At 42.7% G+C, this 25662-nt stretch carries 22 protein-coding genes and 1 riboswitch; of the genes, 17 read left to right on the top strand and 5 right to left on the bottom strand.

Annotation, left to right across the window (positions count from 1 at the left end; translation table 11 throughout):
* Positions 1-54: 54 nt before the first annotated feature.
* The 8 genes from MHB85_RS15885 to MHB85_RS15920 all read left to right on the top strand — a co-directional run bounded on the left by MHB85_RS15885 (position 55) and on the right by MHB85_RS15920 (position 11111).
* Positions 55-528 carry an SMI1/KNR4 family protein gene (locus MHB85_RS15885; RefSeq protein ID WP_341073208.1) on the top strand — a complete coding sequence of 158 codons (474 nt, stop codon included), beginning with the start codon at positions 55-57 and terminating at the stop codon, positions 526-528.
* Positions 529-756: 228 nt separating this feature from the next.
* Positions 757-2469 carry a sensor histidine kinase gene (locus MHB85_RS15890; RefSeq protein WP_105598856.1) on the top strand — a complete coding sequence of 571 codons (1713 nt, stop codon included), beginning with the start codon at positions 757-759 and terminating at the stop codon, positions 2467-2469.
* Entirely contained in the window at positions 2466-3872 is a 1407-nt protein-coding gene (locus MHB85_RS15895; protein WP_105598857.1) for a response regulator, read from the top strand. The genes MHB85_RS15890 and MHB85_RS15895 overlap by 4 nt, the downstream gene beginning before the upstream one ends.
* Before the next feature lie 249 nt (positions 3873-4121).
* Positions 4122-5858: an extracellular solute-binding protein gene (locus MHB85_RS15900; RefSeq protein WP_341073209.1), complete on the top strand. Its 1737-nt coding sequence runs from the start codon at positions 4122-4124 to the stop codon at positions 5856-5858.
* A 61-nt stretch (positions 5859-5919) separates the two neighbouring features.
* Positions 5920-6834: an ABC transporter permease gene (locus MHB85_RS15905; protein WP_091020977.1), complete on the top strand. Its 915-nt coding sequence runs from the start codon at positions 5920-5922 to the stop codon at positions 6832-6834.
* A 13-nt stretch (positions 6835-6847) separates the two neighbouring features.
* Entirely contained in the window at positions 6848-7741 is an 894-nt protein-coding gene (locus tag MHB85_RS15910) for a carbohydrate ABC transporter permease (RefSeq protein WP_091020978.1), read from the top strand.
* A gap of 21 nt (positions 7742-7762) precedes the next feature.
* Positions 7763-9391, top strand: a complete 1629-nt coding sequence (locus MHB85_RS15915; protein WP_105598858.1) for a glycoside hydrolase family 13 protein — start codon at positions 7763-7765, stop codon at positions 9389-9391.
* A gap of 52 nt (positions 9392-9443) precedes the next feature.
* Positions 9444-11111, top strand: coding sequence for a glycoside hydrolase family 13 protein (locus tag MHB85_RS15920; protein WP_105598859.1), 1668 nt, complete (start codon positions 9444-9446; stop codon positions 11109-11111).
* A 138-nt stretch (positions 11112-11249) separates the two neighbouring features.
* Here MHB85_RS15920 and MHB85_RS15925 read toward each other — a convergent pair whose 3' ends face one another.
* From MHB85_RS15925 to MHB85_RS15935, 3 genes are all read right to left on the bottom strand, one after another.
* Positions 11250-11531 (bottom strand): GNAT family N-acetyltransferase, encoded by a 282-nt coding sequence (locus tag MHB85_RS15925; RefSeq protein ID WP_036615433.1) that lies wholly within the window; start codon positions 11529-11531, stop codon positions 11250-11252.
* Positions 11524-11775 (bottom strand): (4Fe-4S)-binding protein, encoded by a 252-nt coding sequence (locus MHB85_RS15930; RefSeq protein ID WP_091020981.1) that lies wholly within the window; start codon positions 11773-11775, stop codon positions 11524-11526. The genes MHB85_RS15925 and MHB85_RS15930 overlap by 8 nt, the downstream gene beginning before the upstream one ends.
* A gap of 225 nt (positions 11776-12000) precedes the next feature.
* Positions 12001-13767, bottom strand: coding sequence for a methyl-accepting chemotaxis protein (locus MHB85_RS15935; RefSeq protein WP_105598860.1), 1767 nt, complete (start codon positions 13765-13767; stop codon positions 12001-12003).
* 467 nt (positions 13768-14234) lie between these two features.
* Between MHB85_RS15935 and MHB85_RS15940 the strand changes: the two genes are divergently transcribed.
* Positions 14235-14372, top strand: a complete 138-nt coding sequence (locus tag MHB85_RS15940) for a hypothetical protein (RefSeq protein ID WP_223199698.1) — start codon at positions 14235-14237, stop codon at positions 14370-14372.
* Positions 14350-14628 (top strand): LysR substrate-binding domain-containing protein, encoded by a 279-nt coding sequence (locus MHB85_RS15945; protein WP_258170170.1) that lies wholly within the window; start codon positions 14350-14352, stop codon positions 14626-14628. The genes MHB85_RS15940 and MHB85_RS15945 overlap by 23 nt, the downstream gene beginning before the upstream one ends.
* Before the next feature lie 148 nt (positions 14629-14776).
* Here the strand turns inward: MHB85_RS15945 and MHB85_RS15950 are convergent, their stop codons facing one another.
* Positions 14777-15181, bottom strand: a complete 405-nt coding sequence (locus tag MHB85_RS15950) for a VOC family protein (protein WP_105598861.1) — start codon at positions 15179-15181, stop codon at positions 14777-14779.
* 306 nt (positions 15182-15487) lie between these two features.
* Between MHB85_RS15950 and MHB85_RS15955 the strand changes: the two genes are divergently transcribed.
* On the top strand, positions 15488-17227 hold the full coding sequence (locus MHB85_RS15955) for an ABC-F family ATP-binding cassette domain-containing protein (protein WP_105598862.1): 1740 nt from the start codon (positions 15488-15490) through the stop codon (positions 17225-17227).
* Positions 17228-17297: 70 nt separating this feature from the next.
* On the opposite strand, the gene MHB85_RS15960 is transcribed toward MHB85_RS15955, so the two are convergent.
* Positions 17298-17681, bottom strand: coding sequence for a transporter (locus tag MHB85_RS15960; RefSeq protein ID WP_105598863.1), 384 nt, complete (start codon positions 17679-17681; stop codon positions 17298-17300).
* Positions 17682-18169: 488 nt separating this feature from the next.
* On the opposite strand from MHB85_RS15960, the gene MHB85_RS15965 reads away from it, so the two are divergent.
* From MHB85_RS15965 to MHB85_RS15990, 6 genes are all read left to right on the top strand, one after another.
* Positions 18170-20842 carry an endo-1,4-beta-xylanase gene (locus MHB85_RS15965; protein WP_105598864.1) on the top strand — a complete coding sequence of 891 codons (2673 nt, stop codon included), beginning with the start codon at positions 18170-18172 and terminating at the stop codon, positions 20840-20842.
* Between the two features lie 207 nt (positions 20843-21049).
* Positions 21050-21147, top strand: a riboswitch (TPP riboswitch).
* 112 nt (positions 21148-21259) lie between these two features.
* Positions 21260-21922, top strand: coding sequence for a thiaminase II (tenA, locus tag MHB85_RS15970; RefSeq protein ID WP_091020987.1), 663 nt, complete (start codon positions 21260-21262; stop codon positions 21920-21922).
* A gap of 332 nt (positions 21923-22254) precedes the next feature.
* Complete coding sequence (locus tag MHB85_RS15975) at positions 22255-22521, top strand: CD3324 family protein (RefSeq protein WP_091020988.1); 267 nt, start codon at positions 22255-22257, stop codon at positions 22519-22521.
* Between the two features lie 156 nt (positions 22522-22677).
* Entirely contained in the window at positions 22678-23760 is a 1083-nt protein-coding gene (locus tag MHB85_RS15980) for a nucleotidyltransferase domain-containing protein (RefSeq protein ID WP_105598865.1), read from the top strand.
* Between the two features lie 201 nt (positions 23761-23961).
* Positions 23962-24108, top strand: a complete 147-nt coding sequence (locus tag MHB85_RS15985) for a hypothetical protein (RefSeq protein ID WP_165789879.1) — start codon at positions 23962-23964, stop codon at positions 24106-24108.
* A 629-nt stretch (positions 24109-24737) separates the two neighbouring features.
* Positions 24738-25496: a CPBP family intramembrane glutamic endopeptidase gene (locus tag MHB85_RS15990; protein WP_181155428.1), complete on the top strand. Its 759-nt coding sequence runs from the start codon at positions 24738-24740 to the stop codon at positions 25494-25496.
* Positions 25497-25662: the final 166 nt, after the last annotated feature.

Genomic DNA, 25662 nt, shown 5'->3' on the forward strand with positions numbered 1-25662 from the left:
AGAGTCCATTTTGAGGGAAGAAGGTGTACTTTGAGCAGCAAAATCCATGAATTTATGATTTGGGCTGAGTCAAACGGTTGGATAATAACTCAGAAATCGAATTGTCATTTAGATTTAGATGTCAGTTTCATAACTAGATACAAAGTTATTCCGGAAGAATATTTAGATTTTTTACGTGTGATGGAACAATGCATTACCCCTGATGAAAAGACATGGTTCCTTTGTGAGAGTGAATACAAGAATAGCTCAGATGCTGATTTTCAATGGAATGAATTTGAACTGCTCAGCTTGGAAGCAGCAAACGGAGACGATCAATGGAGATCAGAAATAACGACATGGTGGAATCATTATCTACCAATCATGATTTCTGTTAACAGTGTCTATTCCTTCTATGCTATTGACTTATCCAATGAAATAGGAGCGATTGTATATGGAGAAGAACCAGAATTTGAAGAAATTAAAAAAGTGGCTAATCATCTGAATGAGTTTATGGAACTCATTATGTCGAATTCAATAACACTTTATTGAGCAAATTTCGATCCTTTTAGAGAACTTCATCTATTAATCTCTTAGATGTTACCCTCCTCTATGAAAGCGTTTGACTTATTTGAATATCAATCTATAATGATGAAAGGAAATTGGACTTGGACGAGGGCTATGGAAAAATCGATAATCGGCATAGCTCTATGTATATCCACAGCAAGCTTCCATATCAGGAGGCTTGCTGTTTCATTTTCAGAAGGAGAATAAGTCAGAATGACACTTAAAAAAAGAATCTTTTTATTGTTCTTTCTCAGTGCGTTTATCCCTTTTATCAGCATATTTGTAATCTCTTATTATACTATTGACTCCATCTTCGCCAACAAAATTGATGATGGCATCCGTAGCAATTTACAGCAGGTCACGTCCTCATTGGAGAATTCAATCACCAATATGAATCACGTTACCCAGCAATTGTCCTACAGAGGAACTTTGGGCAAAAGCATGGATGAATTCTTGAATCCGTCCTCTGATATCTTCGAATTAATTGAGGCCAGGGACGAATTAAAGAGCGAGTTAAGTGTGGTCACATTTACCAATCCCAACATCGGACTGACGTTATATTACTTTGAAAAAGAAGGTACTACTCAGTTCGGAAACTTTCCAATTAAGGATCGTTTCTCTCCTGAGTCTCTGCCTGTGCTCTTCCAAACCTATGGCATTAAGTACTATGGCCCCCATATGAGTATGAACCGATTTGATGATCAACTTGTTCTGTCTGCTATGCGTAAAGTACAACTTTCCGAGAGGAACGACGTGTTCATTTACGTAGAATCAGGCTTTCGCCTCACACAGGATATCTTGGGCTACAATCAATACAATGGCGCATTATCTCATCTCATCCTGGATGGTGAAGGCAACATTGTGTACAGCGAAATACCGGAAGCCATGAAGGTAGGGGAGAATTTCTCCAGCTTGACAGTAGATCCTGCCAAGGACGGGATATCCCGGGGGTATCACTGGTTCAAGGAGGATTCCTCACAGAAATGGAGTGTCGTATCGGTCATTTCGCAGTCTCAATATCAACAGGAGAAAAACCAGTGGTTGCTTCAAATTTTGCTGGTCGCTTTATTTTTCCTCGGATTTACCGTGTTTCTCGCTTGGCTCCTGTGGAAGATGGTCTACAAACCACTCGGTCTGTTCCATTCGGAGATCAATGGGATGTCCAAAAATCCACAAACGAAAGGGAACCGAGCTCGCACTCAGATTCCTGAATTTGATTTTCTGCTCGGTGAATTTTCGAATATGCAGCATCAGATTGGTGACCTCTTCAAGGAAGTTCAGCAGAAAGAGAAGATACGTGCAGACCTGGAAGTGGAAAAACTGCTCTATCAGATCAACCCGCACTTTCTGATGAATACGCTCGATACGGTGCACTGGTTGGCCGTCATGAACGGACAAGGAGAGATCGACAAGCTGGTGCAGTCATTAAACAAGTTACTGTATTACAATTTGGGCAAATTAGGGCAAGTCTCCACGATGGAAGAGGAGATTGATGCGTTAAGACAGTATCTGATTTTGCAGCAAATTCGCTATGATTTTGAATTTGACGTCCGTATTACTGCAGATGAACAAGTGCTTCAAATTCCTGTGCCCCGCTTCATTCTGCAACCGCTGGTTGAAAATTCGTTATATCATGGATTGAGTGACGAAGGTTTTATTCAGATTGAAGTAACATGCACTTCAACGTTGAACATTATGATACAAGATAATGGTGCAGGTATGACTGAGGAAACCATTCATAATCTGCTGAACAATCGTGAAGCTGAACAACAAAAAGTAGGAATGGGCATCGGACTCAATTACGTTCACCGCATGTTGAAAGCACAGTACGGGGATCAAGCACAACTGGTGATTGAGAGTGAATTGGGAACAGGGACAAGCATCCTGCTCGTTTTGCCTATTAAAGGAGAAGATATCTCGGCATGATTAAGGTATTAATTGTAGATGATGATAAGTTGGTGCGCAAAGGCATTAGCTCTGCGATGCCATGGAAAGAGTTCAGCATGGAGGTTGTAGGAGAGGCGAGTAACGGGGCGAAAGCACTGGATTTCCTGAAAACCCAACCGGTCGATCTGATGCTGACGGATCTTGCGATGCCCGTTATGTCAGGGATTGAACTGATGCGAGCTGCGAGGCAGCTCTATCCGGAACTTCACATCGTTGTGTTAACACTGCATCAGGATTTCGATTATATCCAGGAAGCACTCAGACTCGGAGCCATTGACTATATAGCCAAAGTCCAGCTGGAGAAAGAGCAATTTGAACATGTTCTGCAACGGATACATACCCGAATCAACGGGTTGACAAACACGATCAGAAAGATGCCTTCGCAGAATGAAATCAATGTCCATTATCAACATGTGTATGCACTTGTTTCACAGGATCGAAAATCAGAGCATAAGTGGCCAATGGAGATAACTGCGCATGAAGATGAGGTAAGGTGGGAGGTTGAGCGGAATAGCTGCATGTGGGCTGTTCACCCGTCGAAAGAGGATCAACTATTTCATCAATTGAAGGAATCGCTGCATCAAGTTCCCCATGGTACGTTGTTGGTTTTGTCTGATGTACAAGAGCGCACATGGTCACAGATCAAAAACTGGATTATGAATTATACAGATACGTCTTTATTCTATGCGTACAACCCCAATAACCAAGTCATTACCGTTTCGATGAATGAGGACAACACATGTTTAAAAGAACCGCAGGATGAAGAGATGGATCGGATTAAGCAAAGTTGGTTCCAGACACCATGGACCCACCACGACAGTTACTACAATCAACTCATTGACCAGTTTATATCATTACGATTACATAAAGGTCAGTTGATGGGATTGCTGTACTCGATCGTTATGGAATGGAACCACCTTTTTGCCCAAACTACGCTTGGAAGAATCGCCATGATACATTCTTTCGAGTCCTGGTACGAGGTTGAAGCATGGATCAAGCAGACAGCTGCAAGCATTCAAAAAGCAGATGAACAGACTTCGTATTCGCAGGAAATCATCGATGCCGTTAAGAAAGCGGTGATGATCGTGCAAAATGATTTGGAGCATCCCTATACAGCTTCAGGTCTGTCGCAACAACTTAACATCAGCCGAAGTTATTTCAGTCAATGTTTCAAAGATCTGATGGGCAAAACCTTTAATGAGTACTCCCGATTTATCCGGGTAGAGAAGTCCAAAGAATATTTGCTCAATACGAATAATACGATTTTCTGGATTGCGGAGCGAGTGGGGTATACGGATGAAAAGTATTTCAGCCGCATTTTCCGCGAACTGACCGGTCTTCTGCCAAGCGAATATCGGCAGCTGGGTAGGGGAAATAAATAGCCGACAGCTCCTGTTTTAGGAGCTGCCGGCTTTTGTTTTTGATTAAGAGTAAGGGTGGTTAGACGAATGTAGATCCGTAGGTAGGGTAAATGCTCACAAGTTAACCATACTTCATAATGCGGACTGAAAAACTGTAATCATTTCTCTATCCAAACGGACGTGTAATCCCTATCACGATGGGGCTTCACTCCATTTTATAATGAAAGCGCAAACAAATATTAAACATCAGAAAAAGGGGAATCGAACTAGATGAGAACAAAATGGTCCATGAAAAGCAAACGGTTGACGAAACGTCTGGCCGTGCTGTCCATGTCTGCCTTAATGGTTGCTGCCCTAGCGGCATGTGGAGATTCTTCCACTCCTCCTACTGCAGAAGAAGCAGGCAAATATGAGGTAACGCCGGGAGATCCGTTCAGTGCCTATAAAGACGAAATTACCGTTACCATGGGACGGGTAACCACAGCCAACCCGAAACTGCCGAGTGGTGATACCTATGAGAACAACGCGTATACAAGGCTGGTCAAAGACACGTTTAACGCACAGATTTCAGATCAATTTGAAGCCAATGGCGAAGATTATAGCCGTCAGGTTTCGCTCGCCATCGCGTCCGGGGAATTGCCAGACATGATGCGTGTTGATTCCAAAGATGAATTGAAAGAGCTGGTGGATAACGATCTGATTGAGGATCTGACAACCATATATGATCAATATGCTACGGATAATATCAAGCAGATATACGATTCCTATGATGGCCGTGCATTAGAAAATGCAACGATTGATGGACGTCTGATGGGACTTCCGGCGACTTCTCTGGATTCCGCACCCACGATGGTTTGGGTTCGTCAGGACTGGTTGGATCTGTTGGGGATACAACTTGATGCAGACGGAGACGGTGCCATCTCGCTCGATGAAGTAGAGAAAACGGCACAGGAATTCCTGGAAAGAGACCCTGGCCAATCGGGGAACCCGGTAGGTATTCCATTTGTGAATACGATGAATACAACAGATTATAATGGTTCTGCATATACGATGCTGGGTGTGGCCTCAACCGAGGGAGCCTTCCCGCAATATTGGATGAATGGTGAAGACGGCAAAATCGTGTATGGTTCCACGACAGAAGCAACGAAGAAGATGCTGGGTATCATGGCGGATTGGTTCAAGAATGGTATCATCGACCCGCAATTTGGAACCCGCACGTTTGACGATATTACGGCACTCTACGCCAATGGCCAAAGCGGTATTGCTTTTGGACCGTGGCATATCCCTGACTGGGGACTGATCAGTGCAAAACAGATGGATAAAAATGCGAAATTCTCGGCTTATACGCTGGAGGATGCAAACGGCAAAGTAAACGTAGCGCATGCCAATCCATCCAATCAGTTTATCGTGGTGAGAAAGGGATACGAACACCCTGAACTGGCCGTTAAGATTCTTAACCTGTTCTACGATAAATTGGCCAATGATAAAGATGCCGCAACAACCATGCCAGAAGCTGCCAAATATCAGGAGACCGGGGTAGACGGATCTACGAGACCTTTTAATATCGAAGTCAATTCGGCTACATCGCTGCTGGATGATTACTCTGACGTTGTTCGTGGGATCAAAGGTGAGATTGGCCTGGATGAGGTTCGAACAACCGAATCGAAAAACAATATCGGCAGCATCAAAACTTATTTGAGCGACATGGATACGGATGATGTGACTGCTTGGTCCAAATATCATTCACGGATCAACGGAGTGGGGCTGATCGACAAACTGACACAGGAAAACAAATTCGTATGGATGACACCTGCTTTCTCCGGCACTACACCAAGCATGAAACAGACGTGGGCCAATCTGACGAAGTTGGAGCAGGAATCGTTTATCAAAATTATAACGGGTTCAGAACCTTTGGATTACTTCGATACATTCGTGAATAACTGGAAAAAACAAGGCGGTGATCAAGTCATTCAGGAAATTGAAGATGAGATCGCATCCAAACAATAATATCCATGCACAGTAGCAGGGCTGCGATAAGCAGCCTTTCTTCAAGGAAAGGGGTTCATCCATGAAACAGGGGAAATTGAAAGCGAGAGGCCGGCTTGGCCCAGGTGCCATGTACCATATGATGATGCTACCAGGCATTTTGTTTTTGCTGGTATTCAGCTATGTTCCAATGGTCGGTATCATTACGGCTTTTCAGGACTATATACCGGCCAAAGGCATGTTTGGCTCTGAATTTGTAGGGCTGAAACATTTCACTTATATGTTCAAGCTGCCGGATATCGCGCAGGTCGTCAGCAATACGTTGGTGATAGCGATTGGCAAGATTTTGCTTGGAACGATGATGGCCATCATTTTTTCCGTTTTGTTAAATGAAATTCGTGTCAAATACGTTAAAAAATCCGTGCAGACGATCGTTTATCTGCCGCACTTTCTATCCTGGGTTGTACTGGCATCGGTCGTTGTCAACATGTTCAGTCTGGATGGCATTGTGAATCAAATGTTGGCGTTTTTTGGCCTCGAAAATATTAATTTCCTTGGCAGTAACACCTGGTTCCAGCCACTGATTATAGGAACTGATGTATGGAAAGAATTTGGTTACAGTTCCATCGTCTATCTGGCTGCCATTACGTCCATTGATCCCGGTCTGTATGAAGCGGCAGGAATGGATGGAGCCAGTTGGTGGAGAAAAGTATGGCATATTACATTGCCAGGCATGCTGCCTATTATTCTGCTCATGGGCGTAATGAGTCTGACCAACATTTTGAGCGCCGGTTTCGACCAAGTCTATAATCTGTATAACCCGGTTGTCTATGAGTCAGGCGACATTCTGGATACCTATGTCTATCGGATCGGTCTCGTTGGACGACAGTATAGCTTCGGTACAGCTGTTGGTTTGTTCAAGTCCGTAATCGGCATTGTTTTGCTCTTGTCTGCCAACCAGTTGGCCAAAAAATATACGGATCGAAAAATATTCTAAGGAGGCCAAACCTGTGTCCTATTCTGCAAACTTCAAAGATCGAATTGGCCGGTTTGTCATCTATGCCATCGTCATCATGCTGGCATTGGTCTGCCTTCTTCCGTTATGGAATATCGTTGCCATTTCATTCAGTAGTAGCGAGGCGGTATCCGCAAATGCAGTAGGTCTCGTTCCAGTCAATTTTACAACAGCAGCGTACACCAAAATTATTGATGATGCACAGTTCTGGCGTTCCTTTGGCATATCTGTTCTACGTGTCGCGCTTACCCTTGTGCTTAACATGGTTTTGATTATTTTAATGGCTTATCCGCTATCCAAATCGAAGAGGGATTTCAAAGGCAGAAACATTTATATGAATATCATGATTTTTGCCATGTTGTTTAGCGGAGGCATGATTCCGAGTTACCTGCTGATCAAAAACCTGGACATGCTGAATACGATATGGGCACTCGTTCTGCCAGGTGCTGTCCCCATATTCAGTGTCATCCTCGTGATGAATTTCTTCTCCGCTGTACCTAAGGCGCTTGAAGAAGCAGCGTTCATCGATGGAGCAAATCCCATTCAGGTCTTGTTCAAAGTGTATGTCCCTGTGTCCATTCCTGCGCTGGCGACAGTCGCCTTATTCAGTATCGTGGGTACATGGAATGACTTCTTCAGTGGTTTGATCTATATGACCAAAGTTAGCAATTACCCGCTAATGACCTATATTCAGTCCCTTAACGTGAATATTGCCGATTTGCTTCAAGCAGGCACCAATTCCAGTGAACTCAGCAACCTGACTGAAATTTCGAACAAAAACCTGAACGCAGCCAAAATCGTGGTCGCTGTTATCCCGCTTTTGCTGATTTATCCGTTACTGCAAAAATACTTTGTGACTGGCATTGTCGTCGGATCGGTCAAAGAATAACGTTAAGGAGGTTTAATGAACATGGAAAATAAAAAATGGTGGAAAGAAACCGTTGTGTATCAAATATATCCACGGAGCTTTCAAGATAGCAACGGAGATGGCATCGGCGACTTGAAGGGCATTGTGTCCCGATTGGATTATTTGCAGCAACTCGGCATTGGTGCGATCTGGTTATCACCCGTTTGCAAGTCTCCTCAAGATGATTACGGATATGATATTTCAGATTATCAGGACATTGATCCGATGTTTGGGTCTTTAGAAGATATGGAAACGTTAATTCTTGAAGCCAAGAAACGAAATATTCGGATCATCATGGATCTGGTGTTGAACCATACATCGGATGAACATCCCTGGTTTCAAGAAGCCAAAAAAGGCAAAGACAATCCGTACCATGACTACTACGTCTGGAGAGATGGTGTTGAAGGAACACCTCCGAGCGACTTGGGGTCCACCTTTGGTGGTTCAGCTTGGGAATGGGTGCCTGAAATCGGGCAATATTATTTGCATCTATTTTCCGTAAAACAGCCAGATCTCAACTGGGAAAACCCGAAAGTCCGACAGGAAATATACAACATGATCAATTGGTGGATCGACAAGGGTGTGGGTGGTTTTCGACTTGACGTGATCGACTTAATCGGTAAAGAGCCAGATGCAAAGATTACGGGAAATGGACCTAATCTGCATCAATATATCAGGGAACTGAGCAAGGAGACGTTTCAAAAAGCGGAAGACCTGCTAACGGTTGGAGAAACATGGGGCGCCACTCCGGAAATCGCCAAGCTGTACAGCAATCCAGACGGTAGTGAGTTTTCAATGGTCTTCCAATTTGAACACATCAGTTTGGATGAACAAGAAGGCAAAGGAAAGTGGGATCTTAAACCTTTGGATGTGATGGCATTAAAAAAAGTGCTGTCCAAGTGGCAGACGGAGCTCAAGGGTGATGCCTGGAACAGTCTGTTCTGGAACAACCACGATTTGCCACGTATCGTATCACGTTGGGGAAATGATGGAGAATTCAGAGTTGAATCGGCTAAAATGTTGGCTACCCTTCTTCATGGCATGCAAGGTACGCCTTACATATATCAAGGTGAAGAGTTGGGTATGACGAATGTTCAATATTCGATCGAGGATTATCGGGATATTGAATTGCTCAACTTTTATAAGGAAAGAATGGGGAAAGGTTATCCTGAAAGCAACGTGATGGAGTCGATCTACGCCAAGGGACGTGATAATGCACGCACACCTATGCAATGGGATACTTCCGATAACGCGGGTTTTACACAAAGGGAACCTTGGATTAAGGTGAATCCAAATTATAAGCAGATCCATGCCGAGGAAAGTTTGAATAACCCTGAATCCATATTTCATTATTACCGGAAGTTAATCCAATTACGAAAAGATCATGAAGTCATCGTATATGGTGATTATCAGCTGATCTTTCCAGAGAACCCAGACGTGTTTGCATATACCCGAACGCTGAATGGTACGACAATTCTTGTGGTATGCAATTTCCAGGGATATACGACCGAACTTCCGCTTCAGGAGCAATTAACAGGGTCCTATCAGCTTTTGATAGCTAACTATACAGGTGAACTATCGGAGAGCGAATTACGTCCATACGAAGCCAGAATGTACCTTATCCATGATTAAAGCATAATACGTTATATAATGTTCAGTTCTCAAGAAAGAAGGATTGTATTCAATGAAAAGAGTATGGTGGAAAGAAGCAGTAGCTTATCAAATCTATCCGAGAAGTTTTATGGATTCCAACGGAGATGGGGTTGGTGACATCAAGGGGATCATATCCAAACTGGATTACATTCAAGATCTCGGTATTGATCTGATATGGATCTGTCCGATGTATAAGTCACCTAACGATGATAATGGTTATGACATCAGTGATTACTGTTCCATTATGGATGAATTCGGCACGATGGCGGACTTTGATCAATTACTGCATGAAGTGCATCACCGTGGCATGAAACTCATTATGGACTTGGTAATCAATCATACAAGTGACGAACACCCGTGGTTTATTGAATCCAGAGCTTCACTGGATAATCCCAAACGAGATTGGTACATCTGGAGAGATGGGAAGAATGGGGACGAACCGAACAACTGGGAGAGCATCTTTGGCGGTTCTGCTTGGGAATATGATAAAGTCTCCGGACAGTACTATCTCCATCTGTTCTCCAAAAAACAACCGGATTTGAATTGGGCAAACAAAGATGTTCGTAAATCAATATATGAAATGATGAATTGGTGGCTGGATAAAGGGATTGATGGTTTCCGTGTTGATGCAATCAGCCATATTCACAAAGAAGAGGGCCTCTTGGATATGCCAATCCGAGAAGGCGTCAAGTACATCTCCTCTTTTGAAAAGCACATGAATGTCAAGGGAATCCAGAGTTATCTGCAAGAAATGAAAGAGAACACTTTATCCAGATATGACGTCGTGACTGTTGGAGAAGCGAACGGGGTAAAGGTAGAAGACCAGGAAGATCTGCTGGATTGGATCTGTGAAGTCAGAGGTAAATTTAATATGGTTTTCCAATTCGAACATCTTGACCTTTGGAAAAACAGCACGGACAGAGAACTGGATATCCCCAAATTGAAAAACGTCTTGACCAAGTGGCAGAAATCCCTGGAAAACGTCGGCTGGAATGCTTTGTTTATTGAAAATCATGATCAGCCCCGCAAAGTTTCATCTTGGGGAAATGACAGTGCTTATTGGTATGAAAGTGCCACTGCGCTTGGTGCCATGTACTTTTTCATGCAAGGTACGCCTTTCATATATCAAGGGCAAGAAATAGGCATGACCAACGTGGCTTACCCATCTATAGAAGATTATAACGACATCGCTGATCGGAATATGTATCAGATCAAACGCGAAGAGGGGATGTCGCATGAGGAGATCATGAACATCATCTGGGCTTCAAGTCGCGATAATTCCAGAACGCCGATGCAGTGGTCTTCGTCCAAACAGGCCGGGTTTACCACCGGAACGCCATGGCTGAAGGTAAATAAAAACTACGTCAATATTAATGTAGAGAAACAACTTCAGGAACCACGTTCCATCCTTCACTTTTATAAACAAATGATTCAGCTGCGAAAAAAACACGATACGTTGACTTATGGTATCTATGAGCTTCTTATGCCGGATCATCTAAGTGTATATGCATATACGCGTACACTGGCAGACCAACAGGTGCTGGTCGTCATCAATCTTACTGAACACATCGTGGAGCTTGAGGAAGCTGAGCTTGGCCTCAACTTTTCAGAGATCTGGCTTACCAACTATGAGAATGGCATGCTGCCACTGGTGTTGCGACCGTTTGAAACCATTGTTGGATTAAGTGATAATGTATAAGCAGGAAACGTAATAAAGCGTCTATATCATGGTCTGAATGATATAGACGCTTTTTATTGTTGTTTGGCAGGAGTATCAAAATTCACCAATAAACCGTTACATTTGTTAACCACATGAAATCAGCTGCGAATATTCGTTTTATTGATGGAGAACATCCGCGTATTCAGAGATACGTTCGAAACGTCCCTTGGCAAACGGGCATAAAGGTAAAATCTTAATACCGTTTTCTCGCGCGTATTCCACCATAGCTTTGATAAGTTCATCGCCAAGCCCTTGTCCTCGGTAAGCATTTTCCACCAAAGTGTGATCAATTATGTATAGCTCTGGACTCGAGATTACATAGGTCATCACCGCAGCAATGTCACCGTTATCTTGAATAAGGAATCTTTTATTGGCAGGTTCATGTTCTACGTTATGCATGTTCATCCTCTTTCTTTGTTGAATATTCACCGTCCAGAAGCTTATACGTCAAAGCTCCGCTTGGACATGTGTCAATATGCCGGGCAATGGCCTCCGAAGTGTCACCATCAGGATCAACCCAAGGACGCTTGCTTAAATCAAAAACAGCAGGGAGGCCCTTTACGCAAATCCCGGAATGAATGCAGACATCTGAATTAAACATGACCTCGATATCTTTGCCGTAGTATAACTTTTGTTTACTCATAATTCCTCACATCTTTCACTGTTGAGTTTATTTACAGATCTATAAGTTCAGGCTTACATGGCAAGCAGTATCTGCTTGGCTCTCAATGTCCGAATTATAAATGAGGAATCGTTAATTAGTCAACGTGACAAATCTCCTAATACGTTGGTGGATGCTGTCCTATACTGATCATTCTCTTCCAGAGGTATTTCTCATCCGCCTCGCACACATCATCTAACAACACCTTTAATGAGATTGTGATTTAGTCACTTCGATCTGAAATTGATCGGAATATGATTTGAGATTGCCTGCAAGACCGGCGAGTTCCCCGGAGATGTTCGACAGTTCACTTGCCGATCGCTGCTGCTCCACAGCACTAGCCGTGACTTCTTCGGCCATGGCTGAAGTTTCCTCGGTTGCGGAAGCAATATAACTGAGGTTTTGTTCCAGCTCCTGACGAATAGAGTGCATATCGATCGTCCGGCTGTCTAAACTCTGAGCCAACTCATGCACTTCGGTCGATAAGCGGCTAACCTGTCCAAATGCCTGGAGGCAATCAGCGATCTGTTTCTCTTGTTCCTTAACAGCTACCATATTCGCATCAAAATGACTGCCCATCCGATGTATCTCTTGAACAAATGAACCCAGGATCTCATCAATCTCCTGGATCGAACGTTCGGATTGTTGAGCGAGCTGTCCCATTTCACCTGCAACGACTGCAAAGCCTTTACCCGCTTCTCCAGCTCGGGCTGCTTCAATTGAAGCATTCAGGGATAGTATTTGAGTTTGTTTTAAAATGTTGTGAATTTGACCGCTAATAGAGGAAGCGAGTTCGGATTGAGTCGTCAGAGATCTGGAAATATCCTGTTGATGCTCAACACGCTTGGCATTCTCTCGGCCCTTCTTAAGCAGAACCTCATGTTCACGTGTAACTTGTACTTGAACAGAAGATAGCTGCTCTGAAGTATAAGTAAACTGTTTCACATATGAACCTACTTCATCCATTATTTTGCTCAGATTCTCTGAATGCTGGACGGAGTGTTCTGTCTCTTCAGCCTGTTTCATTGAACCTATGGCAATTTCCTCAATCGCTCTGGAAAGTTCTTCGCTTTGACGCTGGTTTGTCTGAGCGGTTTCCGAAATATCTTTTGATGACTGTTGTAATGTATCTGAACCTTGCTGTATTCCCATCAGAATGTTCGTCAATTGGGCAACCATGATGTTAATCAAATCACTGATGTCACCGAGTTGATCATTGGTCATATGTGTGGATACGACTTTGAGATTCCCATCAGCAACCTGTTCGAGGCTTGACTTAATATCGCGTACTTGTCTAAGAATACCTCGTACTACGAATAACATCATGATCAAAGAAAGAATCAGTACAATCACAAAAATCGGGATTATGGTCGAATATGCATTATTCAGAGATGTCGCGGAGACTTGATTCACTGCTCCAGCAGAAATATCAATGCCCAGATAGCCAATGACAATACCTTGCGAATCCTTGATTGGTGTAAAGGAGGACAATAGCTGTCCCCAAGTTGGATCATCTACAATGCCTGTTGTGACGACTTCACCGCGTAACAAGCGTTCCTGAATCTGGGGATTAAATTCCATTGGAGTCGCGTAAGGGCTATATTCCGTATCGTCCCAATCAGCTCCATCTACGGTGTAGAACCACCCGTCCGAAGTTTTGTTATACATATAAACATACAAGGCTCCCGATTGAAGCCTAACTTTAACGAGTTCGTCCCTAAGACTTTTATATTCGTTGCTCTCCTCTGAAGCAGTAGAAGATAATGTCTTAATTAATTCCGACTCCTGACCTAGTTGAGAGGCGGTATTCACAGCCAGCTGCTGATTGTTATGCTGCATGGTCATTAATGATGCATTTTCACTGGAGTCGATGGTGGCCCATATGATTAGACCGCCCATAGCCAGTAGCGGAACCAGAATAATCAAATACAGTTTGAACCTTAAATCCATCTTTTTTTTGCGAGTCTGTCTCACGTACGGTTCCCCCTTGGATGTAATAAAGTAAATATGGTTATTCGTATAACCCCATACTATTTATCGTAATATTGAAGGGGGAAATGAAGACTAACACTAAATTTGTATATACATATACGTAGGAGAATATGATCATTTGTGCTACCAGTGCACTCAACCCGAATGTAGAAGTTACGTCTTGCATCAAGAAACGTTGTCATTACCAAAAAAGCTCCACCAGCTTTGGGAATGACATGTAGACAAGCATGAGGGATATCCTGGACAAACCTCTTTGCATAAGCGAGGGGCTGCCATCATCTTCCTCTCCCCATAGAACTTGAACAGGAACCTTCAGCTCGGGTAAATCTGTTCTATTGGATTCAGTATATTTTGGATTATAGTGAGCTACTTACCCTTTATTTGATCGAATTGATAAGCGGGTTATTTTAACGGAGACTGGGAAAAAATTGTTGCTACATGCCCAAAAAATGCTTGAGCTGTATCATATGATTAAGGAAGTGACTGCTGCACAATGGGAATTAACAGGTAATATCGTGATCAGTATTGGGGAAACGTTGTTGATCTATCGTTTTCCACCTACTATTGAAGAGTTCAAAATGCATTGAAGAGTATCAGATCGGGATTACTTCCAATATTGAATTCTGGAGTATTGAAGCTGTGAAACAGTCGATATTGAGCGGTATGGGCATATCCTTGTTACCTCGAATTACGGTAGAGAGGGAACTGAAGGAAGAACAACTTTCAGGTCAGCAGTACAAACAGAATCTAGTTACGCAGTTGTTATATCCCAAAAACAAGTGGATCTCTCCCCAAGTGGAAGCTTTTATCGAGATCGTTAGAAATCATGCCTCCCTATGGTAAGAAATGAGAAGAGTGTCTTCTGTTAATTTCCCGTTAAAATACTTCTTCCGCTTTAGACAAAAATGAAGAGACTATAGCTCATCACTATGGTCTCTTTCTGCTGGTCATAAAGATTAACAAAAAAGTGCCTGCTCATTTCAACTGTCCTTTATACTCTACCATTGAACCGTTGGATTGCTTCCTCGGTCATCGGCGTGAAGAGATTAACCAGATTACCGTCAGGATCGCGAAACAGCACAGCACGATTCCCCCACGGCATTGTGGTAGGTTCCTTTACCCACTCATCGACAAACGGCTTCAAACGCTCGTATTCGGCATCAACATCGTGGACGTGGAACTCAATAATGACAGTACGATTGTTGGCCGCCACAGCGGAACCAGCGCCAAATAGTTGCACCGTCTGGGAGTGGCCGATCGCTAGAGTGCACGATGGCATAACGAGTTCGGCAAAGACAGGTGCAGGGCGTTCTGCTGAAACACCCATAATTTTCTCATAGAACTCGACGAGACGATCCACGTCATCAGTAATGATGCGCACAGAAGCAAAATTCACGAGATATCATCCTTCCTATAATAAGTAATACATTTTGGATCAAAAACACTTCGTATTTACTTCTACTCCTTTACAATTGCTTACTCCAACTATACAAAAACACTACTGACAACAGTATGTCAGTAGTGTTTTATGAAGAAACCACCGTCCACTAGCCATCATTCTTTAGAAAGTATTAGAGATTCAAAGTGAGGGTAAGAGCTAAAAATCGATTGTACTTGGTAGTAAACAGTGTTACTCTAAAAGTCTGTGTTCGACAATATATTCGATAATAGCCACCAATTTAGTTGTAAGAAAGGTAACTCTATGATAAAAGTTGAAAACTTATCCTTCTCATTTCCACAAAAGGAACTATATAAAAACATTTCATTCACGTTTGAAGAGGCACAACATTGTGCTTTTATCGGAACAAGCGGCAGTGGAAAAAGTACATTGATCGATATCCTGATGGATCCGGAACGATATTTGTTCGAGGGCAAGTTAGAGATAGACCCCGATTGCAGAATTGGGTATGTGAGTCAGTTTTTGCAAGTAGACAAAACAAAAGAAATGACCGTTTTTGAATATATCGCAGAAGAATTCATCAAGATACAAGATGAAATTACAGCAATTTATGCGGAGATGGCCACCACATCGGATATGGATTCCCTGATGGAAAAGCTTCAATTGGCTTTGGATGCCTTCGAAGCGATGGATGGGGACAATTTCGAAAAAAACATCAATAAACAGTTAAACCTTGCCAACCTCATGAAGCTCAAAGATCTTAGTATATCCGCCGTAAGCGGCGGGGAATTCAAACTTATTCAAGTGATGAAGGAAATGCTGAATCGTCCAGACTTCATGATTATGGACGAACCCGATGTATTTCTAGACTTTGAAAACTTGAACGCGCTTAAAAAATTGATTAACACCCACAAGGGAATGCTGCTCGTTGTTACGCACAACCGATATCTGTTGAACCATTGTTTCAACAAAATCATACACCTTGAAAACACAGAGCTCCAAGAGTTTGACGGGCGATATATCGATTATAACTTCTCACTGCTTCAGTCTAAGATCGAACTGCAAGAAATCGCAGTTGCTGAAGCTGAAGAAATTGAGAGATATGATCACATCATCGACAATCTTAGAGAGATCGCCACGTATAATTCGGAAGCCTCCAGAGGAAGAGCGTTAAAAGCCAGAGTCAAGTTTCAAGAGAGATTGGAAGCACGTCGAATAAAAGAGCCATTTGTCGATATCAAACAGCCGAATATCCGTTTTGGGATCGATAAGGAAATGGAAGACACCGTTGTGGTTAACGTCAATAACTATAGCGTTTCCTTTGACGAGTTGCTTTTGGAAAATGTGAACTTTGAGATCAAATCGACAGATAAAGTAGCCCTGATCGGTCCTAACGGTACCGGGAAAACGACTTTACTCCGAGAAATCTTTAAAAATAATCAGGATTCCATTGAAATAAATACCGACGTTAAAGTGGCCTATTTATCTCAGGTTCAAGGCGAAATGCTAAAAGATTCGAATACCATACTAAATGAATTCATTGATTCCGGGTTTCAAACGTATGATGAAATTAGATCGTATCTTCCAAACTATGGCTTTGAAGGAGAAATCCTTGATCAAAAGATTGAATCGTTATCTGGCGGAGAAAAAAACTTGCTTCAATTGGCTAAAGTTTCTGCCAGTCAAGCCAACGTATTGCTTCTGGATGAACCGACAAGCCATTTAGACATCTATAGCCAAATCGCATTGGAGAAAGCAATTGAGGACTACAAAGGTGCGATTATCATGATTTCTCATGATTTCTATTCGGTTGTAAATGGTATGGATTATGTTTTAATTATCGAGGACAAAACGATTAGTAAAATGAGTATAGAAGAATTCAGACAGATGATTTATGCGAGTCATTTTGATGAAAACTATCTAGAAAATGAACAAAAGAAAAAGTCTGTTGAAATGAAAATTGAATTGGCTTTAAAAGATACTAATTTTGAACTTGCAAAGAGTTTGGTTGATGAGCTAGAAAAGCTGATTAAGTTGCTTTAGACAAGGTGAATATTCCATAAATCTAAATCCCCCTGTATGTGGATTAATCCGCATACAGGGGGATTTACTTCTAGAAACAGCTAAACGAGCTGATTCGCTGCAGATCAATGCCGGTGTATAGCCAGAAGAAGCCATTCCAACGAAAGCCAGCCACCGAATTTCTACCTACAAATACCGGGTACATCCAGAAGCCGGGACCACGATCCGGCCAAATATATGTGTAACGAAACAGGCAACCGGATATGGCTCTTGGATCTACCGCATATAACGAAGCGGGTTGCTGTGGAATGAATGATGGTGGCGGTCCGGTAGGTGCCTGCACGCCTTGTGGTCCGCCGCCTCCACCCCCGGGGAACGATGGAGGACCAGGAATTCCACCGGGTCCTCCCGGTCCTCCGGGCCCCCCAGGTCCGCCAAAGCCTCCACCAGGTCCAAAAGGAGGTAAAAATGTCATATCACATCACTCCTGTTCATTAGTCTAATGTATTGTATGTAGGCAATTGGAGGAGGGGAATGGGTGGAAGCCTATAGAAGGCTGCTAATAATCAAGTCGAATCAAGCAAATTAAATTGCAGAAAAATGTCGAATAAAGTGATTGCTAACTAATTTATTATAACGAATTGAATATTAGCAGTGTTTGGCTGTTACTAGTAAAGCAGGCATGACCAAAATGATTTTGCATTTTCCTTATGTAAGTAGGGGAAGGCATATCGTTTTGGTCTTTTTTATATCCAAATCGAATTCCGGCAAAAATAACGGACCAAAGCAAAAACAGAGTTGGATTTCCAGCTTCCTAACTCACACAAGATTACCAAATGATAACTTTTTATTATAACTATTGGAAATTTGTTATATGTAAGCGCTATCCAAAGAACTATAATCTATTTATCTGGATGTTAATCCGTTCAGAAATACTTAGACCAAATCAAGAGGAGGAATTGTATGAAACGGTTAGGTCGATGGAATATAACAGCCTTGGTTCTTGTGCTGGTACTCGCCATGCTTCCATTTTCGAATGTCTCACATGCAGCCAAGGCAGTTACGGAAATGGAGGGAGGTCATATGAGCACAAACTTTGAAGACGGTACACTTCAAGGATGGAATCCACGTGTCGGTAGTGAAATTCTGACAGTGACACAGCAGGAAGCACACGAAGGTCAGTCCAGTATGCTGGTCGCCAACCGTGAGCGTTCCTATCATGGACCGATGTTATCCATGAAGGATCTGCTTAAGCGTAACCAAGAGTACGAAATTACGGCATATGTAAGGCTTACCCAGCAGCCCACCACGGATCAAACACTACAGCTCACCACATATAAAAAAACAACTGCCGAAAGCTGGAACCCGATCGGTAGCGTGAAAATTGCCAAAGCAGAATGGAATACATGGCACAAGATCACCGGAAAATTTCAATATAGCGATGATCCCACTGAATTGAATTTGTTCATCGAAACACCCTACATCTCAGAAGATAGCGTAGATACGTTATCGTTCTATGTGGATGATGTATCATTTACTCTGGCCGAGCAACTGGAGATTGAAGAAGGGATTTTGTCTCTGGAGGACCTGTATCAAGATGATTTCCCCATTGGTGCAGCGGTGTATCGCTGGCAGTTGGAAGGCGCATACGGACAACTGCTCACAAAGCACTTTAACAGCTTGACCGCGACCTATGAGATGAAACCGAAGTACATGTCTCCTTCCGAAGGTGTTTATGAGTTCGAGGCAGCCGATCAATATGTTCAGTTCGCCGAGGAGCATGGTATGGGCGTACGCGCACATGCGTTGTTGTGGCATATTGATGCAGCAGAGTGGATGTTCAAGGATCCTCAGGGTAACCCTGCGAGTCGAGAATTACTACTTGCCCGGATTCAGGATTACGTTGAAACCGTCATGACCCGATACAAAGGTAAAATCTATGCCTGGGATGTGGTAAACGAGGCGATTGCGGATAGCAATGGTGATGCCAACGGTTTACGTAAAAGTCCCTTTTATGAACTAATCGGTCCGGATTACATTGAGAAAACCTATGAATTCGCTCGTGCAGCCGATCCGGATGCCAAATTATACTACAACGAATACTTCACGGAAATCCCTGAGAAAAGAGAGCATATGTATAAGTTGGTCAAACGACTGAAAGAGAAAGGGCTCATCGATGGTGTGGGTTTGCAATCCCACTATAACCTGGAATCCCCGCCCATCGACGAAATTGAAAAAACGATCAATATGTTTGCCGGACTTGGATTGGATATTCAGATCACAGAACTGGATGTGGATAGCGGAATTCCATTTGGTGAAGAGATGTCTGATGAAGTTGCGGTAAAGCAGGCGTATCGATATAAGGAACTGTTGGATTTGTACAAAAAACACAAAGATCACATTTCTTCAGTTACCTTATGGGGACTCCAAGATGAGAAATCTTACAACAACCAGGCTATGCTGTTTGATTCAGCCCTGAAGGCCAAAAAAGCATACTGGGGACTCGTGGATGAATCCAGCTTGCCTGTGTTGACACAGAGAGCCGTCTCTCTTTCGGGTAAACCGGATATCAAAAAACAGTCACAAGATCCGCTCTGGAACAAAGCGGTGTCTACTCCACTGAAGGGTGATTCTTCAGTATCAGCTAGTTTCCGCACCTTATGGGATCAAAGTAACCTATATATCCTTGTGGATGTTCAGGATGCGAAGGCAGACGTGAATGACAGAGTAGAACTCTTTGTTGATCTCAATAATGGCAAGACCACCTCATATGAAGCAGATGACCGACACGTAATCATTAAGCGGTCGGGTAAAGCTGAGGGCACGGAGCAACGTTCATATCGTGTACGTGAGACAAAAGCCGGATATCAGGTTGAATTGTCCATTCCATGGGGTGGTATCCAAGTCGGATCAGAATATGAAGCCGGCTTGGATATCCGTGTGACTGATGGCGGTGCAAGTGGGACACAACCTTATAATCCACTGTACTGGAATGATCGAACACAATCACAGGAGCAAGATACAAGCAAATACGGCGTGATTCAACTTGCTCCTATGCCCAAATCAGCACAAGCTGTGCAAGGGATTGTTCAGATTGATGGGAAGAAAGACGCCCTATGGAATAAGGCTGTACCATTTGAAGTAAAACGGTTGAACCAGAGCGAAGGTGCAGAGGCAGTGGCTCGCGCAATGTGGTCAGGTGAGTATCTATACCTGCTGATCGACGTCACTGATCCAAACATCATTACAGACAGCATTAACCCATGGGATCAGGATTCGGTTGAGATTTTCCTGGACGAGAATCACCAGCGCACACCGTATTTTCAATATGATGATGCCCAGTTCAGAATCAGTGCAGACAATGTGGGAACCTTTGCAGGGGGGGCCTCACCCGGACGCCTTGTAAGTGCTGTGAAGAAAACAAATCAAGGATATCTCGTAGAAGCCAGAATCCAATTACATTCACTGACACCCAAAGCAGGAAATGTTCTCGGTTTCGAGCTTCAAATTAATGACAACCAGGGCGGAGGTAAGCAGAACGTAGCCAAGTGGAATGATATGACCAATGAGAGCTGGAGAAACACTTCCCAGTACGGAATAATCACTTTTGTTGGAAAGAACAAACTCGGGCATTAAACCATCGGCAGTAATCGCAAGAATAGAAACCATCATAACAGTGGCTAAAACTCAACCATTGTTGTGATGGTTTTCATCGTTTACATAAGTCACCGAAGGGTGATAAGGGGCGATACAATCTGCCTTGACTATATTTAACAGCCCTTGATATACTAAATGGATGTTATTTTCTCTTTTATGGGGATAAGAAAGTTATCAACTACATACAACCGTTTGCGAGGGAGCCTTAACCGGCTGAGAGGGTGTTAAACCGACCTTACCTGATTTGGATAATGCCAACGTAGGGATGCAACGATGAAACGCTGACTTGGGTAGCTCATGCGAACCCCCTTGTTTTAGTGTATTTGTCTGCGAAACATCCATAGGATGTTTCGTTTTTTTGTTTTTAAATACGTACATTATGAATTGGAGGAACATATGTTGACTATTTCAGAGAGACTGTATCAGGCAGCACAGCCCGTGTGGAAGGAATGTCTCGAGCATCCCTTTGTTAAAGGAATCGGAGATGGTTCCTTACCGGTCGAACAATTTCGTTATTATTTGCTGCAAGACTACTTGTACCTGTATGATTATGCCCGTGTATTTGCACTAGGTATCGTCAAGTCGCACGATCCCAAATTGATGCAGTTTTTTAGTAAAAACGTAGATAACATCTTGAATGGCGAAATGAAAATTCATCGTTCTTATATGGAGCGATTAGGAATTACAGAGGATCATGTTTTTCAGGTAAAACCTGCACTGAAAAATGCAGCTTACACTAACTATATGCTCTCTGTTTCCCATGCGGGTGGCATAGCAGAAGTACTTGTATCCATTCTGGCCTGCTCATGGAGTTATGCAGAGATTGGTCAAGTCCTTGCTCAAAAACCAGGTGCAGCTGAGCATCCTTTTTACGGAGAGTGGATCACAGGATATGCTTCCTCTGAATACAACAACAGCAATCAATCCCTTGTGACGTTAACGGATAAACTATTAGAAGGCTGTAGCGAGGGAACGTACCAACGGATGGAGGATATTTTCGTGATGTGCAGTCGTTTTGAGCTTGATTTTTGGGAGATGTCATGGGGGCTGGAGCCTTGAGTTCAATGTTAGTTAATTCAATTAGAGAGCAGCTAATCAAGATGAGTACAGCGAATAATCAGAACGTGTCAGCCCAAAAAGAGATGATTAAACATTTCAACAACAAGCCCTGATATAATAAGCAAATAGCAACTATCTATTTTCTATGGAGGTGAGGCTATTGAAAACAATCGGGGTAGGGTTCTTACATGCACGGCTCTATGCAAAGCCAGTGAAGGATATGGCAATGCTTTGCATAGAGCCCGGGAATAATCACATTGCCAACGACGAATCGTAATATTCTACTAACTGGCTTTGCACCTTATTGATCTATTAAATAAGGAGTGAGGCCCATGAAATATTCAAAAGCCGAGTCTATTTTTCCGGAAGAATTGTTACGGATCATTCAAGAATACGTTCAAGGGGAATTGGTTTATATCCCAAAACCCAAAGAGGCGCACCTAAAATGGGGCGAGAAAACAGAGAGCAAGAGTAGGGTCTCTGCTCGAAACGCTGAGATTAAATCCTTATTCTGCAATGGAGTCAGGATAGAGGAGTTGGCGGGTCGGTATTTCTTGTCCTGCGAAAGCATAAAGAAAATAGTCTATACAAAGAACTAATGAAATCCGCTAACTCGTCATTTCGACGGTTTAGCGGATTTTGTGCAAAGATGACTTAAATCAACTTATACATAGTAACCGCACCTCTAAATCGATAGACTCAAGTTAAGGTTGTTGTGATGAAGGACGGCCGGATCATACAAAGAGGTGTAACGAATGAACGAAATCATAAAGAAGAAGCTGCTGGACAAAAATGAACTGCTCATTAACATGGTGATTGAACGCGTAAAAAGAGATTTTCTAGAGGATATCGCCATTATTGGGCTTACTGGTTCATTTAGCACCGGTGACTTTCACGAGAAGAGCGATCTTGATTTAGTTATCATAAATAATACAGAAAAGGGATGGGAAATATCCGATTGCTTCATCTTGGATGACGTTGGATATGATATCTATTGCACGCCATGGGATTCAAGAATACAAGAGCAATCCACCTTGGAGAGTTCCAACGTATCCAGCCTAACCGACCTAAAAATACTCTACTATGCAACGCCTGAGGATTTGGAAAAATTGAACGACTTCCGGCAAAAAGCTCTTGATGCACTTGCGAATCCGATAGGAGAAGCGTGTCTTAATCGGGCAAATAAATGGATCGATCTGGCTAAGCAAGCATACAGCAATACGATGCTTGGTGAAGATATCGGTTCAGTGCGATATGCATCTGCTGGGGTTCTGTACAATCTAGTCAATGCCTTGGTGAGTATGAATAACACGTGCATTAAACGAGGGATCAAGCGATATTTGGAAGAGATACGTTCGTTTCGTTATGTTCCGGATGATCTCGAATCCTTATGCATGTCAATCATCGAAGCTCATACCATTGAAGATATTCGAAAAACATCTTTTAATATGTTGAATAGCGTTACGAGGTTACATAGCACGATGTGTGATAACTTCATTGTTAAACCGGTTCCGACCTTTGATAATCTTGGAGGAACATACGAAGAACTGTGGTGCAACTACCGCAATAAAATTTTGAACAGTGTTACAACGAACGATGCTTCCTACGTCTTTCTTTCGGCCTTTGGAGCACATGAGTATCTTGATGAAATGGCCACGGAGAAAGGCACCAAGAAATATGAACTTATGCAATACTTTGATGCAAGCAATTTACCAATTATGAAAGAGAAGCTCCTTGAAGTGATGGATGAATATCTAGAAGAGTATGATAAGGTCGGCAGAGAAGTCGAACGTTTTACAACCTTTGAGCAACTATATGCCCATTATATGAATCAATGACCTTACGTTCCAGCTAGTAATAAGTCCGGGAATTGAACACAAGGAAAAAATCCTTTTACAATGATTGTCAGTACGTTTATAATACAATCACCACGTAGATTACCCGACAAAAAAAGTGAAATATTGTAATATCTAGCCACACTCGGCTCGTCATATTCTTGAGCCGCTTATTACAACATAATAGATATCGGAGGTATGGTTATGGTCAAGAAGAAAATTTCGACAGCCATCAGTGCAGCTTTAATCGTTTCTATGCTGGCTACTGGCGTGATCGTCGCTATTGAAGGTAAAACAACGTTAGAGGTAGCGAAGTCAGCAGGGGATAAAAAGGTTGAAGTTATTAAATGAAAGCAAGACATTAATTAACCTGTAGCGAGACAAGAACATATTCCAATTAAAGTCGCTATTTTAGCGACTTTTTTTGTTTTATCGGTACATGTTCGGGTCCTGGGCTAAGGACAAGAACTTGTACCGATTGCGGATAGATGTTGATGTGCAAATTTTCTATTTTGAAAATCCAGTCGTACTTGTACTGAAACAAGCCCCTTAAACAGCGTTTTTTTCGTATTCCAAACGCCTTCCAATGAATCTCATTCAGCCAATTGCGGAATGCCTCACCCAAGCTATTTACTAGCGTTTTTGGCGTGAGAGAAAGAGGGGGCAGCTTAACATACGTTTTCGTCCAATACCATTTGACGCTTAGATATGTATACGTTTAGTTCAGTTCTTACCATCCTTATTATCAGTGACCCTATATCCGTCTCCAGTCTTATTCTAACTAGACTAAAGTCTCGATTGGGTGCCAGGCTCAGGTTTGTTTCGCGAATTCTAACACAGTGTTAAACTCCTAATCGGAATACATATACTTAAAGGAGTGGTATGAATTGAGTACATATATGATAAAAGACAGAAAAAAGAACTCCGAGGACGGAAGCACGATTCAATCATCAAGGAAAGGGTTATTCGTTTTTTTCGCTATGCTGATTCCATTAACGATTATCAGCTATGTTCTGGCCTTAAACGTATCACCCGTGTTTGGTCTGCTGCTCATGTGGGCACCTGGCCTATCCTCCATATTTGCCCGTTTAGTACTGCATGAAGGATTTTCGGATATTTCACTGCGGATCGGAGGAAAACGAACCTTAAAGGCCATCCCATTTGTGTTGCTATTACCGGTTATCATTGGTTTATGTGCTTACGGATTCGCCTGGGTTACGGGGTTAGTGGACTATGTGAAGTCAGGAGATGTCTTTATTGTCAGCCTTGTACTATCTATTATCTACCAAATGTTCGTAGGCACGGCCATCGGTGTGATCAGCAGCGCGGGAGAAGAGTTGGGATGGAGGGGATACATGCTCACCAGACTCATCAAAGCGAGAGTGCCTAAACCCATTTTAACAAGCGGTTTGATCTGGGGAGCGTGGCATATTCCGGCCATTCTGCTAGGGAACTATTATTCGGGACCGTCACTCGCCTTGTCCATTGTACTGTTCCTGATTACCATCAGTTCTTTTAACTTCATAATTAGTCACCTGCGATTGAGCACAGGCAGCATTTGGCCCGCAATTCTGCTTCACGCTTCCTGGAATGCCATCATTCAAGATGCATTTGACGAGTCAACAAAAGGAGAAAATGTCTTCCTATGGACGGGTGAGTCGGGTATATTGGTGGCTTGTGTGATGTTGATTGCCACCTGGATCTTTTCTAAAAAATCTGACTATAAGCAGCGTATATGATACTCTCTGGGTACAGAAAAATCCTTCTACTGGTGATAGAAGAGAAAGGGCGAACCTTAGAAATTGAATTATTTACGTTTCTTTAAAATATCAAAACCGAGCTAACGGGAAACGTTAGTCCAATAAAACCAAGAAAACAGTCGATTATGAACTACTCCCTGTCAAG

Source organism: Paenibacillus sp. FSL K6-4396 (genome assembly GCF_038002525.1).
Lineage (GTDB): Bacteria > Bacillota > Bacilli > Paenibacillales > Paenibacillaceae > Paenibacillus > Paenibacillus amylolyticus_B.

What these genes read in the sequence shown, in the direction of transcription:
- MHB85_RS15960 (WP_105598863.1), bottom strand. Translation starts at nt 17,681, where the DNA reads ATGACATTTTTACCTCCTTTTGGACCTGGTGGAGGCTTTGGCGGACCT.
- MHB85_RS15965 (WP_105598864.1), top strand. Translation starts at nt 18,170, where the DNA reads ATGAAACGGTTAGGTCGATGGAATATAACAGCCTTGGTTCTTGTGCTG.
- MHB85_RS15890 (WP_105598856.1), top strand. Translation starts at nt 757, where the DNA reads ATGACACTTAAAAAAAGAATCTTTTTATTGTTCTTTCTCAGTGCGTTT.
- MHB85_RS15975 (WP_091020988.1), top strand. Translation starts at nt 22,255, where the DNA reads ATGAAATATTCAAAAGCCGAGTCTATTTTTCCGGAAGAATTGTTACGG.
- MHB85_RS15895 (WP_105598857.1), top strand. Translation starts at nt 2,466, where the DNA reads ATGATTAAGGTATTAATTGTAGATGATGATAAGTTGGTGCGCAAAGGC.
- MHB85_RS15905 (WP_091020977.1), top strand. Translation starts at nt 5,920, where the DNA reads ATGAAACAGGGGAAATTGAAAGCGAGAGGCCGGCTTGGCCCAGGTGCC.
- MHB85_RS15915 (WP_105598858.1), top strand. Translation starts at nt 7,763, where the DNA reads ATGGAAAATAAAAAATGGTGGAAAGAAACCGTTGTGTATCAAATATAT.
- MHB85_RS15930 (WP_091020981.1), bottom strand. Translation starts at nt 11,775, where the DNA reads ATGAGTAAACAAAAGTTATACTACGGCAAAGATATCGAGGTCATGTTT.
- MHB85_RS15990 (WP_181155428.1), top strand. Translation starts at nt 24,738, where the DNA reads ATGCTGATTCCATTAACGATTATCAGCTATGTTCTGGCCTTAAACGTA.
- MHB85_RS15885 (WP_341073208.1), top strand. Translation starts at nt 55, where the DNA reads ATGATTTGGGCTGAGTCAAACGGTTGGATAATAACTCAGAAATCGAAT.
- MHB85_RS15900 (WP_341073209.1), top strand. Translation starts at nt 4,122, where the DNA reads ATGAGAACAAAATGGTCCATGAAAAGCAAACGGTTGACGAAACGTCTG.
- MHB85_RS15980 (WP_105598865.1), top strand. Translation starts at nt 22,678, where the DNA reads ATGAACGAAATCATAAAGAAGAAGCTGCTGGACAAAAATGAACTGCTC.
- MHB85_RS15920 (WP_105598859.1), top strand. Translation starts at nt 9,444, where the DNA reads ATGAAAAGAGTATGGTGGAAAGAAGCAGTAGCTTATCAAATCTATCCG.
- MHB85_RS15955 (WP_105598862.1), top strand. Translation starts at nt 15,488, where the DNA reads ATGATAAAAGTTGAAAACTTATCCTTCTCATTTCCACAAAAGGAACTA.
- MHB85_RS15985 (WP_165789879.1), top strand. Translation starts at nt 23,962, where the DNA reads ATGGTCAAGAAGAAAATTTCGACAGCCATCAGTGCAGCTTTAATCGTT.
- tenA (WP_091020987.1), top strand. Translation starts at nt 21,260, where the DNA reads ATGTTGACTATTTCAGAGAGACTGTATCAGGCAGCACAGCCCGTGTGG.
- MHB85_RS15925 (WP_036615433.1), bottom strand. Translation starts at nt 11,531, where the DNA reads ATGCATAACGTAGAACATGAACCTGCCAATAAAAGATTCCTTATTCAA.
- MHB85_RS15940 (WP_223199698.1), top strand. Translation starts at nt 14,235, where the DNA reads ATGCTTGAGCTGTATCATATGATTAAGGAAGTGACTGCTGCACAATGG.